This is a genomic window from Rhodoplanes sp. P11 (genome assembly GCF_964266735.1).
Taxonomy (GTDB): Bacteria; Pseudomonadota; Alphaproteobacteria; order Rhizobiales; family Xanthobacteraceae; genus Rhodoplanes; species Rhodoplanes serenus.
Window position 1 is genome coordinate 724,143 of sequence record NZ_CAXWGY010000001.1, and the last position, 16,470, is coordinate 740,612.

Annotated in this window: 11 protein-coding genes; 6 read left to right on the forward strand and 5 right to left on the reverse strand. The window is 70.9% G+C overall.

Annotated elements, in window-relative coordinates; translation table 11 throughout:
• Positions 1 to 524 precede the first annotated feature (524 nt).
• A complete protein-coding gene (locus tag ACFQUV_RS03270; RefSeq protein ID WP_165363773.1) occupies positions 525 to 1,547 on the forward strand; it encodes an ABC transporter substrate-binding protein in 1,023 nt (340 codons plus the stop codon).
• A gap of 148 nt (positions 1,548 to 1,695) precedes the next feature.
• Here ACFQUV_RS03270 and ACFQUV_RS03275 read toward each other — a convergent pair whose 3' ends face one another.
• Positions 1,696 to 2,613: a LysR family transcriptional regulator gene (locus ACFQUV_RS03275; protein WP_129607777.1), complete on the reverse strand. Its 918-nt coding sequence runs from the start codon at positions 2,611 to 2,613 to the stop codon at positions 1,696 to 1,698.
• 386 nt (positions 2,614 to 2,999) lie between these two features.
• Between ACFQUV_RS03275 and ACFQUV_RS03280 the strand changes: the two genes are divergently transcribed.
• The 4 genes from ACFQUV_RS03280 to ACFQUV_RS03295 all read left to right on the forward strand — a co-directional run bounded on the left by ACFQUV_RS03280 (position 3,000) and on the right by ACFQUV_RS03295 (position 7,289).
• Positions 3,000 to 4,622 carry a D-alanyl-D-alanine carboxypeptidase family protein gene (locus ACFQUV_RS03280; RefSeq protein WP_129607778.1) on the forward strand — a complete coding sequence of 541 codons (1,623 nt, stop codon included), beginning with the start codon at positions 3,000 to 3,002 and terminating at the stop codon, positions 4,620 to 4,622.
• Entirely contained in the window at positions 4,619 to 5,821 is a 1,203-nt protein-coding gene (locus ACFQUV_RS03285; protein ID WP_129607779.1) for a GTP-binding protein, read from the forward strand. The genes ACFQUV_RS03280 and ACFQUV_RS03285 overlap by 4 nt, the downstream gene beginning before the upstream one ends.
• Before the next feature lie 8 nt (positions 5,822 to 5,829).
• Complete coding sequence (locus ACFQUV_RS03290) at positions 5,830 to 6,402, forward strand: DUF924 family protein (RefSeq protein ID WP_129607780.1); 573 nt, start codon at positions 5,830 to 5,832, stop codon at positions 6,400 to 6,402.
• 179 nt (positions 6,403 to 6,581) lie between these two features.
• On the forward strand, positions 6,582 to 7,289 hold the full coding sequence (locus ACFQUV_RS03295) for a DUF2147 domain-containing protein (RefSeq protein ID WP_244601458.1): 708 nt from the start codon (positions 6,582 to 6,584) through the stop codon (positions 7,287 to 7,289).
• A gap of 135 nt (positions 7,290 to 7,424) precedes the next feature.
• Here the strand turns inward: ACFQUV_RS03295 and ACFQUV_RS03300 are convergent, their stop codons facing one another.
• Entirely contained in the window at positions 7,425 to 10,082 is a 2,658-nt protein-coding gene (locus tag ACFQUV_RS03300; RefSeq protein ID WP_129607781.1) for an MMPL family transporter, read from the reverse strand.
• Between the two features lie 725 nt (positions 10,083 to 10,807).
• Here ACFQUV_RS03300 and hpnH point away from each other — a divergent pair.
• The gene (gene hpnH, locus ACFQUV_RS03305) at positions 10,808 to 11,965 is read left to right on the forward strand and encodes an adenosyl-hopene transferase HpnH (protein ID WP_129607782.1); all 1,158 of its coding nucleotides are present in this window, start codon (positions 10,808 to 10,810) and stop codon (positions 11,963 to 11,965) included.
• A gap of 377 nt (positions 11,966 to 12,342) precedes the next feature.
• Here hpnH and shc read toward each other — a convergent pair whose 3' ends face one another.
• The 3 genes from shc to hpnD form a co-directional block, all read right to left on the reverse strand.
• The gene (shc, locus tag ACFQUV_RS03310; RefSeq protein ID WP_129607783.1) at positions 12,343 to 14,313 is read right to left on the reverse strand and encodes a squalene--hopene cyclase; all 1,971 of its coding nucleotides are present in this window, start codon (positions 14,311 to 14,313) and stop codon (positions 12,343 to 12,345) included.
• Between the two features lie 61 nt (positions 14,314 to 14,374).
• On the reverse strand, positions 14,375 to 15,619 hold the full coding sequence (gene hpnE / locus ACFQUV_RS03315) for a hydroxysqualene dehydroxylase HpnE (RefSeq protein WP_129607784.1): 1,245 nt from the start codon (positions 15,617 to 15,619) through the stop codon (positions 14,375 to 14,377).
• A complete protein-coding gene (gene hpnD / locus ACFQUV_RS03320) occupies positions 15,619 to 16,467 on the reverse strand; it encodes a presqualene diphosphate synthase HpnD (RefSeq protein ID WP_129607785.1) in 849 nt (282 codons plus the stop codon). Before hpnD ends, hpnE begins: the two co-directional genes overlap by 1 nt.
• Positions 16,468 to 16,470 lie beyond the last annotated feature (3 nt).

The window sequence follows — 16,470 nt, forward strand, 5'->3', positions numbered from 1 at the left end:
AGAAGCGATGCCGATATCGGGGATATCGGCGAGCTTCTCGACGCCGCGGCCGGCGTTCGCACCGCGACCCCCCGCAAGTCGGGCCTGCCCGACTTGCGTCGCATGACGAGCTGAACTCGGGTGAGCCCGAGTTCAGGGGCCGGGCCGCTTTCGGCCGCCCTGTGCGTCGCCGATCTCGACCGTACTCCCTGGTACGCCCTTCGATCGGCTTCTGCCGGATCGGCCGAAATCGGCTCCGGCGCAGCCCCGTCGGAGTTCCCAAACGGGCTCTGAGCGACACGTCCGCACGCTCGTCGGCGGTCATCGTCCCAGGGCCGCACTTTCCGGCTTGAACGCCCCCCTGTTCGGCTGCGACATAGGACCGGCGGTTCTCGCACGGCCGTCGATCCGCGGCGCGATGCCGTCGCGGTATCGTGGGCCGACCGCGAGGTGATCGGCGGGTTCGGGAGTGGGCCCGGCGAACAAGGGCAAGAACAATGATCCTCTGCGGGCTCCTGCGGTCCCTTCGTCCGCCCGGCGGGGCGGTGGCCCGGCTCATCCCGGCCGGGATCGCCACCGTGCTCGCGGTGCTGCTGGTCGCGGCCGCCGCGGCGCCGGCCGCCGCCCAGCCGTTCCTCAAGTTCTCGCTCGAGACGAGGGTCGACAGCCAGGCGGTGCCGATCCTGCTGGCGCTCGACCGCGGCTACCTGAAGGCCGAGGGGCTGGACGTCACCATCGATCCGGCCACCGGCGCCCAGGAGGTGCTCAGCCGGGTGGCGTCCGGCACCTACGATTTCGGGCTCGTCGACATCAACGCCCTGATCCGCTGGCGCGACCAGAATCCCGGCGTCGCCATGCCGGCGGTGTTCGTGATCTACAACCGGGCACCCTTCGCGGTGCTGGCCCGCCGCAGCCGCGAGATCGCGGCCCCGAAGGACCTCGACGGCAAGCGCATCGGCGCCTCGGTGGCGGATGGATCACTGGCCAATCTGCGGCTGTTCGCCCGCCTGAACGAGGTGGACCCGGCGCGTCTGCGGGTGGACGCGGTGGCGCTGCCGGTGCGCGAGCCGATGCTCGCCTCCGGCCAGGTCGATGCCATCAGCGCCACCACCTTCACGGCGGTCGATCTCGCCGCGCGCGGCGTGCCGGCGGCCGACATCGTGGTGCTGCCGATGGCCGATTACGGGGTGGTGCTGTATGGGCAGGCCATCGTGGCCGGGCCGCGGCTGGTGGCGGAGCGCGGCGATACCGTGCGGGCGGTGCTGCGGGGCGTGCTGCGGGGCTTGCGCGACATGGTGGCGGACCCGGCCCGGGCCATCGAGGCGGTCGCCCGGCGGATCGATCCCCAGCAGACGGCTCGCGAGCTGGAGCGGCTGCGGATGGCGGTTCGGGACAACATCGTGACGGCGGAGGTGCGGGAGAACGGTTTCGGCGCCGTCGACATGGAGCGGCTGGCGCGGTCGATCGACCAGCTCGCGCTGGGCCAGGAGTTCCGCACCAAGCCGCGGCCCGCCGACGTGTTCGACCCGGCCTTCCTGCCGCCGCGGGCCGATCGCCTGCCGCGCTGATCGGTCACCGCGCTGATCGGTTACCGCGCTGATCGGTCGTCGGGTGGACGGCGCTTTTCGCGCGCAGTGGCCGCTCGCACGCAGCTCTCCGCACACAGCTCGACGTCTGGCGCGTGGCCGGGCGCCTGCGCCGCACGGTCGCCGTGTCTCAGGCGACCGACTGCATGGTGGCCCGCGGGGCGGGGCGCGGCTCGGCGACCGGCGGCTTGCCGGCCGAGCGCGGCGTCAGCGTCTCGGTCAGGAGGCCGACCAGATCGTCGCGCACCGCCGGGTCGGTGTCGGCGGCGACGCAGATGCCGCAGAGGACCTCGGCGAGCTTCGGCAGGCCGGCATCGCCGCACATCAGGGCCGGATCGACCAGCGAGCGGGTCAGCGCCGTGAAGCCGAGGCCGGCGGCCGCCGCCCGGCTGAGCTCGTCGACATGGCCGGCGGTGAACACGATCTCGAAGCTGCGGCCGGCCGCCTCCAGGGCCGCCACCATGTGGCGGTGGAAGATGCAGCCCTCGCCGCGGCTGATCAGCGGCAGCGGCTGGCCGAGGTCGAGCGGCGCCATCGGGCCGCGCACCCACACCAGCTCCTCGCGCCAGTGATGGCTCGCCATGTCGTGCGGATGCGGGCTCGTCATCGCCACCACGACGTCGAGATCGCCCTGCTCCAGCTCGTGCAGGAGCGTGCTGCTGCAACACGTCTTCATGTGGAGCCGCACCTCGGGCCAGCGGGCCCGGAAGCGGGCGAGCGCCTGCCACAGGGGCAGCCCGACGAAGTCGCCCGGCAGGCCGAGGCGCAGCACCCGGCCGTGCCCGGACTCGCGAGCGAGCGACACGATCTGGTCGTTGATCGCCAGCAGCCGGCGGGCCTGGCTGACCACCGCGCCGCCCTTCTCGGTCAGGCTCACGCCGGGGGCGCTCTTGTCGAGCAGGTCGAAGCCCAGCAGGAACTGCAACCGCTTGATCTGGGCGCTGACGGCGGGCTGGGTGACGCCGAGCTTCTGGGCCGCCTTGGTGAAGCTGCGCAGGTCGACCACCGTGAGCAAGGTGCGCAACAGCTCGGTCGGGATATTGGTCATGTGCAACCTGCTTTCCCTGTGCAGCGGAAATCCCCGCGTCGCTGCCGGGTCGATCAGAGAAGCGTGCCAAATCCGGAGAGGTGTCAATTTGATCTAGGTCAGTTCACGCGCTGCGCTGCGGGAATTTCACCTCCGTCTTTGGTCTGGTGCGTGGTGGTGCCGCAGGGCGTGTCCAGGCGGGCGGGCATCGACCGGAGCCCATGGCCGGCGCGCCGTCGCTGTCGCACTTTGGTCGCTTTCCTGGGTCTTGGCTGGAGGCCCGGCGCCCGGGCGCCCGAGGGCGGCCCCTGGACCCTCTTTTGCCTTTGCCGACCGGATCGGCTTACATGAAGCCTCGCCCGTGACCCGCGTCCGGGCGCGATCCTTGCCAACGGAGCTGGAACCCGATGCGCGTGTGCTCCCCGCTCGTCGCCCTGCCGGCCGCCGTCGGCCTCGTGCTGACGCTGATCTCCGGCGAGGCGCGGGCCGCCGGTGAGGCGCTGCTGCTGATCGAGGCCGACAGCGGCCGGGTCATCAAGGCGGAGAACGCCACCCATCCGTGGTATCCGGCGTCGGTCACCAAGTTGATGACCGCCTATGTGACGCTCCGGGCCGTCAAGGAGGGGCGGATCGGGCTCGATACCGTCTTCACGGTGTCGCCCAATGCGGTGGCCCAGCAGCCGACCAAGATGGGCTTCGGCACCGGCACCCAGGTGACGGTCGACAACGCCCTCAAGATGATGATGGTCAAGTCGGCCAACGACATCGCGGTGGTGCTGGCCGAAGGCGTGTCGGGCTCGGTGGAGAGCTTCGCCGAGGAGATGAACGCCGCCTCCCGCCGTCTCGGCATGACGCAGTCGACCTGGGTCAATCCCAACGGCCTGCCGGACGACGGCCAGGTCACCTCGGCGCGCGACATGGCGATCCTGGCGCGGGCGCTGCTGCACGAGTTCCCCGAATACGAAGGCTACTGGGGCATCGCGGCGATCCGGCTCGGCAAGCGGGTCATGCGCAACACCAACTCGCTGATCGTCCGTTATCCCGGCGCCGACGGCATGAAGACCGGGTTCATCTGCGCCTCCGGCTTCAACGTCGTGGCGAGCGCGACGCGCGACAATCGACGTCTCATCGCGGTGGTGTTCGGGGCGCGCTCGCCGGCGGTGCGCGCCGCCAAGGCCGCCTTCCTGTTCGAGAACGCCTTCAACAATACCGGCATGAACTGGCTGATGCCGTCCTACGGCACCGTGCAGGCGCTCGCGCCGGTGGAGGCGGAGCCGCCCAACCTGCGCGAGGAGATGTGCGGCAAGCATCGCCGCCGGCCCGCCGCCGAGGAGGCCGACGACCTCGAGGTGGCCGGCCCCGGCGAGCCGGGCAGCGTGCAGGCGCTGTTCTTCAACGGCGCCAAGGGCAACGGCACCAAGGCCTCGAGCCTGGTGGCACAGACCATCGCGGCCGCGCCGCCGATCCCGGTGTATGTCGGTGCGGCCCGCAACGTGGCGCCGGCGCTCGCCTCGACCGGCCCGGCCCGCATCGTTCCGGCTGCCGCCAAGACCGACCCGGCCTCGGCCTCCGTGGCCAAGAAGCCGGCCCCGACCGGCCTGGTGGCGCTGCCCTCGCGCGGCCCGACCGCGGGGGCCGTGCCGGCGCCGCTGCGGCGGCCCGCCGCCGCGGGTCCCGCCAAGCCGGCGGTCACCGGCGTGACGCCGGCGGGTGCCGGCAAGCCGTCTGTCAAGCCGCCCGCCAAGCCGACCGGGACCGCGGTGCGCACGACGCCAGCGGCGGGCGCGAGCGGAGCCGCGAAGCCGGCCGCCACGGCGCCCGCGGGGGCCAAGCCCGCCGCAGGCGCAACCAAGCCTGCCGCAGGCGCACCGAAACCTGCCGTCGCAGGCGCGGCCAAGCCGGCCACCGGCGCCGCCAAGCCCGCCGCCGAAACCGCCCCCAAGCCGGCGGCCGCCCGGGCTACCGCGACGGCCGCCAAGCCGGAGCCCAAGCCGGACGCCGGGAGCAAGCCGGCGCCGCGCACGCAATGAGCGAGGCGTTCGATTCGCGCGCCCGCCGGCCGCTCGCGCTGCTGCCGCTGACGGTGCTCACCGGCTTTCTCGGTGCCGGCAAGACGACGCTCCTCAACCGTCTGGTGCGCGATCCGGCGCTCGCCGGTGCGGCCGTGCTGATCAACGAGTTCGGCGAGATCGGGCTCGACCATCTGCTGGTCGAGCCGGTGCGCGACGGCGTCGTCATGCTGTCTACCGGCTGCCTGTGCTGCACGGTGCGGGGCGATCTCGTCACGGCGCTGGAAAGCCTGCTCCGCGACCTCGACAACGGACGCCTGACCTTCGACCGCGTGGTGGTGGAGACCACCGGGCTCGCCGATCCGGCCCCCATTCTCCACACCGCCATGGTGCATTCGTATCTGGTCATGCGCTTTCGTCTCGACGGCGTGGTGACCGTGGTGGACGCCGTCAACGGCGCCGCGACCCTCGACGCCCACCCCGAGGCGGTGAAGCAGGCGGCGGTCGCCGACCGGCTGGTGCTGGCTAAGACCGACCTCGCCGACACGCCGGAGCGGCGCGCCGCCCTGAGCGATCTACGGGAACGGCTGAGCGTGCTGAACCCGGCGGCGCCGCAGATCGACGCCGCTGCCGCGACGGCGGACCGGCTGCTCGGCTGCGGCCTCTACGATCCGGCCACCAAGAGCCTCGATGTCCGCCGCTGGCTCGCCGAAGAGTCCTACGCGGCCTCCGGTCATCGGCACGGACAGCACGATGGCCACCATCACCGCGGCCACCATCACCACGGCCACGACCATGACGGCGGCGCGAGCCACGCGAGCCGGCACGACGTGGACCGGCACGACGATCACATCCGCGCCTTCACGCTGGCCACCGACGCAGCGGTGCCGGCCGCCGCCTTCGACATGTTCCTTGAGCTTCTGCGCTCGGTGCACGGGCCGGATCTTCTGCGCCTGAAGGGGGTCGTGAAGCTCGCCGAGGAGCCCGGCGCGCCCTTGGTGATCCACGGCGTCCAGCACGTCTTCCATCCGCCCGCGCGGCTTCCCGCCTGGCCGGACGACGACCGGCGCACCCGCCTGGTGCTGATCGTGCGCGACATCGCCGAGACCCGGGTGCGCGAGCTGTTCGCGGCGTTCCTCTCGGCGGTCGGTCCGGACCGTCCGGATCGCACGGCCCTGATCGACAACCCTCTGGTGCCGTTCGGCGGCATCGACCGATAGGAACCGCCATGAGCACCACCCCCGACCGTCCGGAAGCCGGGCCGCCGACGCCGGCCGACATCGTCGGCTGGTGGCTGGCGCTCGGTGCCGAGCGCTGGTTCGTCAAGGATACGGGGATCGACGAAGCGATCCGGGGGCGGTTCGGTGGTGCCTACGAGGCGGCGGCGGCCGGGCGTCTCGACGGCTGGGAGGAGACCCCAGAGGGGGCGCTCGCGCTCGTCCTGCTGCTCGACCAGTTCCCGCGCAACATGTTCCGCGGCGACCCGCGGGCCTTCGCGACCGATGCGCTCGCCCGCGCGGTGGCGGGCCGTGCGGTGGCGCGCAAGTTCGATGCCGTCTACGACAACCCGGTGCGGCGCTTCTTCTACCTGCCGTGGATGCACTCCGAGGCGATCGACGATCAGGAGCTGTGCGTCACCCTGTGCCGGGCGGCCGGGGATGCCGAGGGCCTCCATCACGCCGAGGTTCACGCCGACATCATCCGGCGGTTCGGGCGTTTTCCTCACCGCAACGTCATTCTGGGGCGCGACACCACGGCGGCCGAGCGGGCGTTCCTGGAGGCTGGCGGTTTCGCCGGCTGATACCGACGGCATTCCCGGCGGATACCGGCGCTCCTCGCCGGCCGTCATCGACGCCGGGGAGGCGGTGCCGATCGTTTCGCCTGGCGTCCGATCGCGGTTGTTGCCCCTGTTTCGACGATTTTGGCGTGTTGAAAGCCCGTTCAACCGACCATGTCAGGCACGATCGTTTGGAGCGAACCATGATCGACAAGACGTGTACGGGTCGCGGCGGATGGGTCGCTCTCGCGGCGGTGCTGCTGGCCATGCCGGCGGCGCCGGCCATCGCGGCGGAGCCCACCGGCGAATGGCTCGTCGCCGACGGCGTCGCGCGGGTGCGCATCGAGTCCTGCGCCAATCGGCTGTGGGGCCTGATCTCCTGGGAGAAGGAGCCGGGCGGCACCGACAAGGAGAATCCCGATCCGGCCAAGCGGGTGCGGCCGACGCTGGGCATGCCCATCCTGCTCGGCATGCAGCCGACCAATCCGAACCGCTGGGAGGGCGAGATCTACAACGCCCAGAACGGCAAGACCTACACGGCCAATATCAGCCTCGCGAGCCCCGACCAGCTCCAGGTGCAGGGCTGCGTGCTCGGCTTCCTGTGCGGCGGCCAGACCTGGACCCGCACGGCCGCCGGCCTGCCGGCCCAGAAGCCGGCGGCCGCGAAGCCGCCGGCCTCGTCGGCCCGCGGGGCTGCCACACCCGGCGCGACCACGCCCGGCGCGACCACCGGGGCGGCTGCCTCGGCCCCGGGCGTCGGGGCGACGAAGCCGTTCGATACGGTGCGTGACGTGTGCATGGCGGTGGCCGATGCCACCGGGCTGCCGGTCGTCGCCGAGCAGCCGCAGACCACGCCGCGCGGTGGCGCCGCCGCCCGCCAGGGCGCTCCGGCGCCGGCCGCGCCGCGCTGAACCGGCGGTCTCGCTGCCGCGCCGGGGTTGCCGGCTGCATCAGACGAGCCGAACGAAAAATGCCCGCCGCGAGGCGGGCATTTTGCTTTGGCGTTTCGTCTCTCCACCTCCGGCCGAGGGGAGCATCGAAGCCGGTCAGTCGGCCGACACCCGGTCGGCCGGCCGTGCCGTCGCCACGTCGGGTTCCTCCGGCGTCACCGGCTCCTCCTTCTCGATCACCCGCGGCGGCCCCATCAGGGCCGGCTGGAACAGCACCGCGAAGCACATCGTGGTGACGAGCGAGAGCGCCAAGAGCTCGCCCATGCTGGAGGTGCCGGGGTGGCTCGACATCCACAGGCTGCCGAAGGCGGTCGCCGTGGTGAGTGCGCTCCAGATCACCGCGCGGGTGAGGCTCGATTGCAGGAGCCCCGTCTGCCCCGCCCGCCACGCCATGATGTAGTAGATCTTGAACGCGACGCCGACCCCGAGCAGCAGCGGCAGCGCGATGATGTTGGCGAAGTTCATCGGCATGCCGATCAGCACGCAGAACTCCAGCGTCAGCACGCCGGCGAGCAGCAGCGGCACCAGGGTGAGCAGCACGTCGCCGAACCGCCGCAGCACGATCCACAGCAGCAGCGTGATCGACAGCAGCGCGTAGCTGCCCGCATGCACGAAGGCCGACACCACGGTCTCGCCGGACTTGAGGATCGAGATCGGCGCGCCGGTGGCGGCCGGATAGGCGGCCAGCATGGCGCGGGCGAAGCCCCGCAGCACCTCGGTGTCGTTGGGATCGCCCTTCGGCGTCACCTCGACACGGACGCGGCCGTCGGCCGTGACCCAGTCGCGCACGAACTCCGGCGGCAGCGACTCGCGGGTGATCGGCTGCGCCTCTAGGAGATCGCGCCATTGGTCGAGCACGGTCTTGAGCGGCACGATGAAGACGGCCTGCACCTTGTCGCGCATCGCCGGATCGGCCTCGGCGAGGCGGCCGAGCGCCGCCGACAGCCGCTGCGAGGCGGCGACCCCCGGGCCGCTGCGATCGACCACGATCTGGTTGAGCAGGCTTTGGCCGCGGCGCAGCGCCGCCACGTTGTCGGCATCGGTCGGCGGCGGCATCATGCGGGGTTGCAGGGCCGGCCCGAGCACCTTCTTGAGGCTCTCGATCTGGGCCAGCTTCTGCTCCTGATCGGATGGCACGAAGCTCGCGAGCGTCAGCACCCGGCCCGCCTCGGGCAGCGTGCGCAGCCGCTCCGCGATGGTGGCGGCCTCGGTGGCGTTGGGCGCCAGCACATCGATGGCGTTGGCGCCGACATTCGGGTCGGCCCGCAGATCCAGCAGCGTCGCCACCGACTCCACCGACTTGTTGCGCAGGTTGATCGGATTGAAGTTGAAGGTGAGCCAGAACAGCAGCGGCGCGCCGAGCAGCGCCACGAGCCCGGTGCCGCCGACCACCAGAACGCGGTGGCGCTCCAGGAAGCGATCGACCGGCGCGAGCTGGCGGTAGCCGATCTCGGCCGGCTCGCCCGGCGGGTTGAGCAGCGTCAGCAGCGCCGGCAGCAGCGTCACGCTGGTGACGAGCGCGATCAGCATGCCGACGCCGGCGATCTTGCCGAGTTCCGAGATGCCGCTGTAATCGGTCGGCGTGAACGACAGGAAGGCGGCCGCGACCGCGCTGGCGGCGAGCGTCAGCGGTGCCCCGATGCGGCGCGCGGTCGCGATCAGGGCGGTGCGCAGATCGTCGATCTCGTGGCGCTCGGCGCGGTAGCGCACGGCGAACTGGATACCGAAATCGACGCCGAGGCCGATGAACAGCACCGCGAAGGCGACCGAGATCGGGTTGAGGGCGTCCACCATCATGAGGCCGAGCGCCGCCGTGACGGCGAGGCCGACGAACATGTTGGCGTAGACCGCGAAGATAAGCCGGCCGGAGCGCAGCGCCAGCCACAGGATGCCGAGCACCACCACGACGGTGGCGAAGGCATCGCGCAGCGCGCCGGTCTGGAGCGTCGAGAACTCCTCGTCCGCCATGGCGATCGGGCCGGTGAGGCGGACCCGCGCCTGATACTGGCCGGGGAGATCGAGATCGCGGGCGGCGTCGCGGATCGCCGCGGAGGCGGCGGCACCCGGCTGGAGCGCCGAGAAGTCGAGCACCGGCCGCACGGTGATGAAGCGCCGCAGATCCTGCGGCTCCGGCTCCTTGCCGGTCATTAGGGACTGCCAGGAGAACGTCGCCGGGCGGCCCGCCATGGTGGCTTCGATGGCGCCGGCGGCGCGATCGAAAGCTGGCGCCGCGGCGTCGAGCGACACCATGTTGCCGCGCACGCCCGACAGCACCAGCGACATGCCTTGAACGAGGCCGCGCAGGGTCGGATCGCCGGCCAGCGTGCGCACCAGCGGTCCCGCCTGCGACAGGCCCTTGACGGTGGCGTCGAGTTCCTCGACCGACTGGAACAGGAGCCCGTTGCGGGCGAAGAACGGGCCACCGCCCGCTTCCTCGACGGAGCGGAACGCGGTGGTGTTCTGCTTCAAGCGCGGCGTGAGTGCCGCCACCGCCCGCGAGGCGAGCTCGGCGGTCGGTGCATCGACCACCACCAGGATGGAGTCGAAGCGGCCCGGGAAGGATTTCTCGAACTCGATTTCGCGCTGGCGCCAGTCGAGCGCCGGCGAGATCAGCTTGTTGACGTCGGTATCGATGGCGAAGTTGCGCGCCGCGTAGACGCCGGCGACCGTGGCGAGCACCAGATAGAGCGCCACGACGGTCTTCGGATGCCGGATGCAGAAGCGGACGGTGCGGACGATCGTCGAGACGAGCATGGGGCGCGGTCGCGGGGGGTGTGAGATGGGTTTGTCGCGAGCAGTCCTGTCGCGTGCCTTGGTCGGGCGAACCCGGAGAGCGTGATCCGGGATGCACGCCGCGTCGCCGCACGACAATCGATACTGCACGGCCTCGGCGGGCCGCCGAGCATGTCCTTCATAATCGGGCCGGAATTGAGGTGGCAACCCCGGATGCCACGGGGCGTTGTCGCACCCGGCAACGGAACGGCCCGCCGGACGCGCGCCGTCACGATCCCAACGCGCCCGGGGTTGACGGGTTCAACTCACGGATTATCAATATGTTTCAGTAACAAGGGTCGACCCGCCGGCGAGCGGGGTGAGGAACTGGCGGTGCCGGCAGTCGATCGACCGCCAGTCCGAGCAGGAGCTGAGGCTTTACGCCTTTAGTGACTGAAAAGGCTACGGAAATTCCCCGGAGCGGCGGGTCGGTCGGGACCCGCGTCGGGGTGACGACAGTCCGCCCCCCGACGGGCGGCCGGTTCCATCGCGGTGCCGAACACGTTTTTGTTTTCTGATCTCGTCACGTTTTCGACGGCGAACCGTTTCACCTTCGCCGGGAAATGCTCTACACGGCCGGTTCCGCCGTTCGGTCGGGCCGTCCGGACATGATGGCGAGGCCCGGGCCGCGTCGCGCCTCGATCTCGGATCGGGCCTCGATGCGGATCGGACTTCGAGACAGCTTGGACGTCGAGAAAGCAGGGACAATGGCGATACCGTTCTTCAAGGAAATGCGGATTGGCGCCTACGTGCTCAAGCAGAAGCTGCTCGGGCGGACGCGCTATCCGCTGGTGCTGATGCTGGAGCCCCTGTTCCGCTGCAATCTCGCCTGCGCCGGCTGCGGCAAGATCGATTATCCCGAAGCGATCCTCAATCAGCGCATGTCGGTGGCCGACTGCCTCGCGGCGGTCGACGAGTGCGGCGCCCCGATGGTCGCCATCCCGGGCGGCGAGCCGCTGATCCACAAGGAGATCGGCGAGATCGTCGCCGGCATCGTGGCGCGTAAGAAGTTCGTGTCGCTGTGCACCAACGCACTGCTTCTGGAGAAGAAGCTGCATCTGTTCGAGCCGTCGCCCTACCTGTTCTTCTCGGTGCATCTCGACGGCCTGAAGGAGCATCACGACCGCTCCGTGTGCCAGCCCGGCACCTTCGACCGCGCCGTCGCGGCCATCAAGGCCGCCAAGGCCAAGGGCTTCGCCGTCAACGTCAACGCCACGGTGTTCGAGGGCATGCCGGCCGAGGACATCGCGGCCTTCATGGACTTCACCACCGAGCTCGGTGTCGGCGTGTCGATCTCGCCCGGCTACGCCTACGAGCGCGCCCCCGACCAGCAGCACTTCCTCGCCCGTCGCCGCACCAAGGAGCTGTTCCGCAAGGTGTTCGCGCTCGGCAAGGGCAAGACGTGGACGTTCATGCATTCCGGCCTGTTCCTCGACTTCCTGGCCGGCAATCAGGAGTTCCTGTGCTCCCCGTGGGGCATGCCGACCCGCAACATCTTCGGCTGGCAGAAGCCGTGCTACCTGGTCGGCGAGGGCTATGCGAAGACCTTCAAGGAGCTGATGGAGACCACCGACTGGGACTCCTACGGCACCGGCCGCTACGAGAAGTGCGCCGACTGCATGGCGCATTGCGGCTACGAGCCGACCGCCGCCGACGCCACCATGCGCCAGCCGCTCGCCGCCCTGAAGGTGGCGCTGTTCGGCGTGAAGACCGAAGGCGAGATGGCGCCGGAGATCGACCTGTCGGGCCAGCGGCCGGCCGAGTACGTGTTCTCGCGCCACGTCGAGAACAAGATCGCCGAGATCCACGCCGCCGAGGCGCCGGCCGGCGATGCGTCGCGTCCCCGCCTCACCGCGGCGGAGTGACACGAGATCCGGCTGATCAATTTGGCGGTCATTCCGGAAGCCGTGACGCGGCTGTCCGGAATGACCGCCGGAGCTCCGAGTTTGCCGCTGGATGAAGTGTGTCGCTGGATTCCGGGCTCGCGGCTTCGCCGCCCCGGGAGGACGGCGAACTGGTCACTCGCAATCAAGAAGACGCACGGCGCGGGCGAAGACCCGCGCATCCATCCGCCCATCCGTCATGCGCGGGCGAAGACCCGCGCATTCATCGTCTTCACAAGATGGAGGGCCGGGTCACGGCGCTCTGCGCCGGCCCGGCCATGACGGAACCAGGATAGATGGCCGGGTCGCGGCCGGCCCGGCCATGACGAGTCCGGGAGTGTGCCGCGAGCCCGCCCCGGCTACATCCCGAACGCCACGCGGCGATCGTTGGCGCGCTTGAGGTTGCGGTAACGCGCCATCGCCCACAGCGGGAAGAACTTCCGGTAGCCGTGGTAGCGCAGGTAGAACACCCGCGGGAAGCCCGTGGCGGTGTAGCGCTCCTCGTCCCACAGTCCTTCGGCGTTCTGGGTCTGCGCCAGCCAGGCGACGCCGCGCGCCACCGACGGATGGTCGACCTCGCCGGCCGCCATCAGCGACAAGAGCGCCCAGGCGGTCTGCGACGCGGTGCTCGGCGCCGGCTCGTAGCCCTGATACTCCAGCTTGTAGCTCGAGCCGTCCTCGCCCCAGCCGCCGTCGACGTTCTGGATGCGGATCAGCCAGTCGGCCGCCTTGCGCACCGCCGGATCGTCGCGGCCGAGGCCGGCGGCGTTGAGGGCGCACAGCACCGACCAGGTGCCGTAGATGTAGTTCATGCCCCAGCGGCCGTACCAGCTTCCATCGGGAAGCTGGAGACGGCGCAGATAATCGAGGGCGTGCGCCATCGGCCGGCTCGACTGCGGCGTCTCGCCGAGCTGCGCCAGCATGGAGATGCAGCGGGCCGCCACGTCCTCGGTCGGCGGATCGAGCAGGGCGCCGTGGTCCGAGAACGGGATGTTGTTGAGATACGAGTACGTGTTGTCGGCGTCGAAGGCGGCCCAGCCGCCGTTCTTGCTCTGGAGCCCGAGAATCCACTCGCGGCCGCGGTCGATCGCCTCGTCGAAGCCGTGCTCGCCGCCCTTCTGGCGAACGCGGTCCATCGCCATCACCACCACGGCGGTGTCGTCGAGATCCGGATAATGCGCGTTGGCGTACTGGAACGCCCAGCCGCCGGGCCGCACCTCCGGCTTGATCTCGGCCCAGTCGCCCTTCAGGTCCAGCACCTGGCGCGGCTTCAGCCAGTCGAGCCCGGCGCGGGCGCGCTCGACCGCCCGGTCGTCGCCGGTCTCCATCAGGGCGTGGCACGACAGCGCCGTGTCCCACACGGGCGACACGCAGGGCTGGCAGTAGGCTTCGTCGTCCTTGACGATCAGCAGCTTCTCGATGGCCCGCCGCGCCACCGCCCGCTCCGGATAATCAGCCGGGAAGCCGAGCACGTCGTACATCATCACGGTGTTGGCCATCGGCGGGTAGATGGCGCCGATGCCGTCCTCGCCGTTCAGCCGCTCGCGCACGAAGGCGACTGCGGCGTCGATGGCGCGCTGGCGCAGGCCCTTGGGGGCGAGTGGGTCGATCACCCGCAGCACCGCGTCGATGCCGCGGAACAGCAGGAACCACGACCAGCTCTGATGCGGCGCCTTCTCGGGCGGGCCGACCGTCGCGGGCGGCTCGCGGAACAGCTCGTCGATCGTCACGCCGCGCGGGTTGCGGGCCTTCGGCTTCAGCGTCTGGAGCACCAGCAGCGGCACGATGGTGGTGCGCGCCCAGTAGGAGACCTTCCAGATGGTGAACGGCGACCAGCGCGGCAGCAGCATGATCTCGGCCGGCATCACCGGCACGGCCCGCCACGACACCTGGCCGTAGAGAGCGAGCTGGATGCGGGTGAACACGTTGACGTGTGAGGCCCCGCCGTGCGCCAGGATCGCCTCGCGGGCGCGCCGCATATGCGGCGCCTCCGGATCGTCGCCGATCATCTTGAGCGCGAAATACGCCTTGACGCTGGCGCTGATGTTGAACTCGCCGTCCTTGAACAGCGGCCAACCGCCGTGATCGCCCTGGATGCGGCGCAGATAAACGCCGATCTTGCGCTCGAGCTCCAGGTTCGGCTCCTCGCCGAGATGGTGGACGAGCAGCACGTATTCGGACGGGATGGTGGCGTCCGCCTCCAGCTCGAAGACCCAGTGCCCGTCGGTCTGCTGATAGGACAGGAGGGCGTCTGTCGCCTTGCCGATATGCGCGTCGAGGGCGCCGAGGAAGTTGGCTCCGGGGCCGGGCGTGGCGGCGGGCGAGGGCATTGCGGGTCTCATTTGTCCTTTCTCGGGTGCTGATCGATTCGAACGGCTCTGTTCGATCTCATCATTGCGGACGGATCAGGGCAGCGGCGCGCTGACCGGAGCGGATGGCGCCCTCGATGGTCGAGGGCAGGCCGGTGTCGGTCCAGTCGCCGGCGAGCAGGAGGTTGGTCAAGGTGGTGGTCGGGCCGGGCCGGCGGGCGTTCTGCTCCGGCGTCGCCGCGAAGGTGGCGCGCCGCTCGCGCACGATCTGCCAGCGCGGCAGATCGCCGGTGAGCCCGGTGACGGCACACACCTCGCGCCATACTGTCGCGGCGAGCGTCTCGCGCGGCTCCTTCATGTAGCGGTCGGCGTTGCTGGTGGTCACCGAGACCCGGTCCGGGAACACGAAGATCCATTCGGTGACGCCGCCGACGACGCCGATCAGTGGCGGCAGGCCGGCCGGCGCGACGGCGCGGAAATGGGTGTTGAGGATCGGCCGGAACGCCGTCGGCACGGTGAGGCCGGGCAGCAGGCCGGCGGCCGTCCACGCCGGCACCGCGAGGATGACGGCATCGTCGGCGCCGAGTGCGACGCGGTCGCCGTCGCCGAAGTCCAGCGCCGTCACCCGCTCGCCGGCGGTCTCGATGGCGCGCAGCTCGTGGCTCATCCGCACCGGCACGCCGCGTGATTGCAGCAGCGCCACGGCGGGGTCGACCAGCACGGTGCCGAGCCCGTCGCGGGCGATCCGCGGACGGCACGCCGTGCCGCCCACCGCCAGCGTCTCGCGCACCAGGTTGCGGGCCAGCACCGCGGAGGCGTCCGGCGGATCGGTGTTGAGCGCCGCCACCATCAGGGGCGCGACCAGGCGCTCGTAGAGCGGCCCCTTGCAGGCGATCACCTCGCCGAGCGGCCGCTCCGACGTGGTCAGCAGGCGGGCGAGGCCGAGATAGTCACGCCATCCGGTGTCCGGCACCCGCCGGGCGGGATCGAAGATCCACCACGGGATGCGGCCGTCGTTGATCCGCAGCGTCCAGCGCCGGCCGCTCGGCAGCTCGTGGAACGTGAAGGCGGCCTCGTCCGGGCCGGCGAGGCCGTCGGCGGCGCCGATCTCGGCCGCATAGGCGAGCGCCGCATGATTGGCCGACAGCAGCAGATGGTTGCCGTTGTCGATGCGCAGGCCGGTGGCGTGGTCGTCGTAGGAGCGGCAGCGCCCGCCGGCATGCGCGGTGCCTTCGTGCAGCACGACGGCACGCCCGGCCGCCGACAGGCGCACCGCCGCGGCGAGGCCGGCGAGGCCGGCCCCGATGACGTGGATGGTGGCGGACATCAGACGAACCCGTATTGCAGCACGACCATCAGGAGGGTCAGCTTGTTGACCCGCACCGGCTCGCGCGGCGGGTCGAAGCCGCGCACCGCGAGGTCGTCGAGAATCGCGCGGTAGACCTTGCCCATGATGCGTGGCGCCCGCACCATCCAGCGCGGCTGGCGATCCATCACCTCGTCGGCCGCCTCGAAGTGGCGGCGGGCGCGCTCGATCAATGCGGCGCCGACCTGCCCGAGCGCCGGATGGCCGACCACCGCGGTCGGATCGGTGGTGTCGATGCCGGCCTCGGCGAGCAGCTCGCGCGGCAGATAGAGGCGGCCGTTCTCGGCGTCCTCGTCGACGTCGCGCAGGATGTTGGTGATCTGGAGGGCGCGGCCGAGATGGTGGGCGAGCTGCTCGCCGTCCGGCTCGCCCATGCCGAAGGCGCGCACCGACAGGCGGCCGACCGCGCTCGCCACGCGGTCGCAGTAGAGATCGAAGGTGGCGAGATCGGGGGCGCGGATGTCTCCGGCCGCATCCATCTCCATGCCCTCGATGATGGCGATGAAGTCCTCCTTGCGGAGCGAGAACTCGGCGATGGCGCGGGCGAGGCCGCGATGCTCCGGCGCCACCTGGCCGGCATAGACGGCGTCGAGCTCGCGCCGCCAGCGGTCGAGCCCGGCGAGCCGCTCGGCGCGCGGGGCCGGCGTGTCGGCGATGTCGTCGACGCGGCGGCAGAACGAGTAGATCTCGAACATCGCGTCGCGCCGCTCGCGCGGCAGCATGCGCATCGCGAAGTAGAACGAGCTGCCGGCGGCGCGACGGGCGGCGACGGGTTCCTCATCCTCGGTGTGAACGGCGAGCTGGGCCATGGG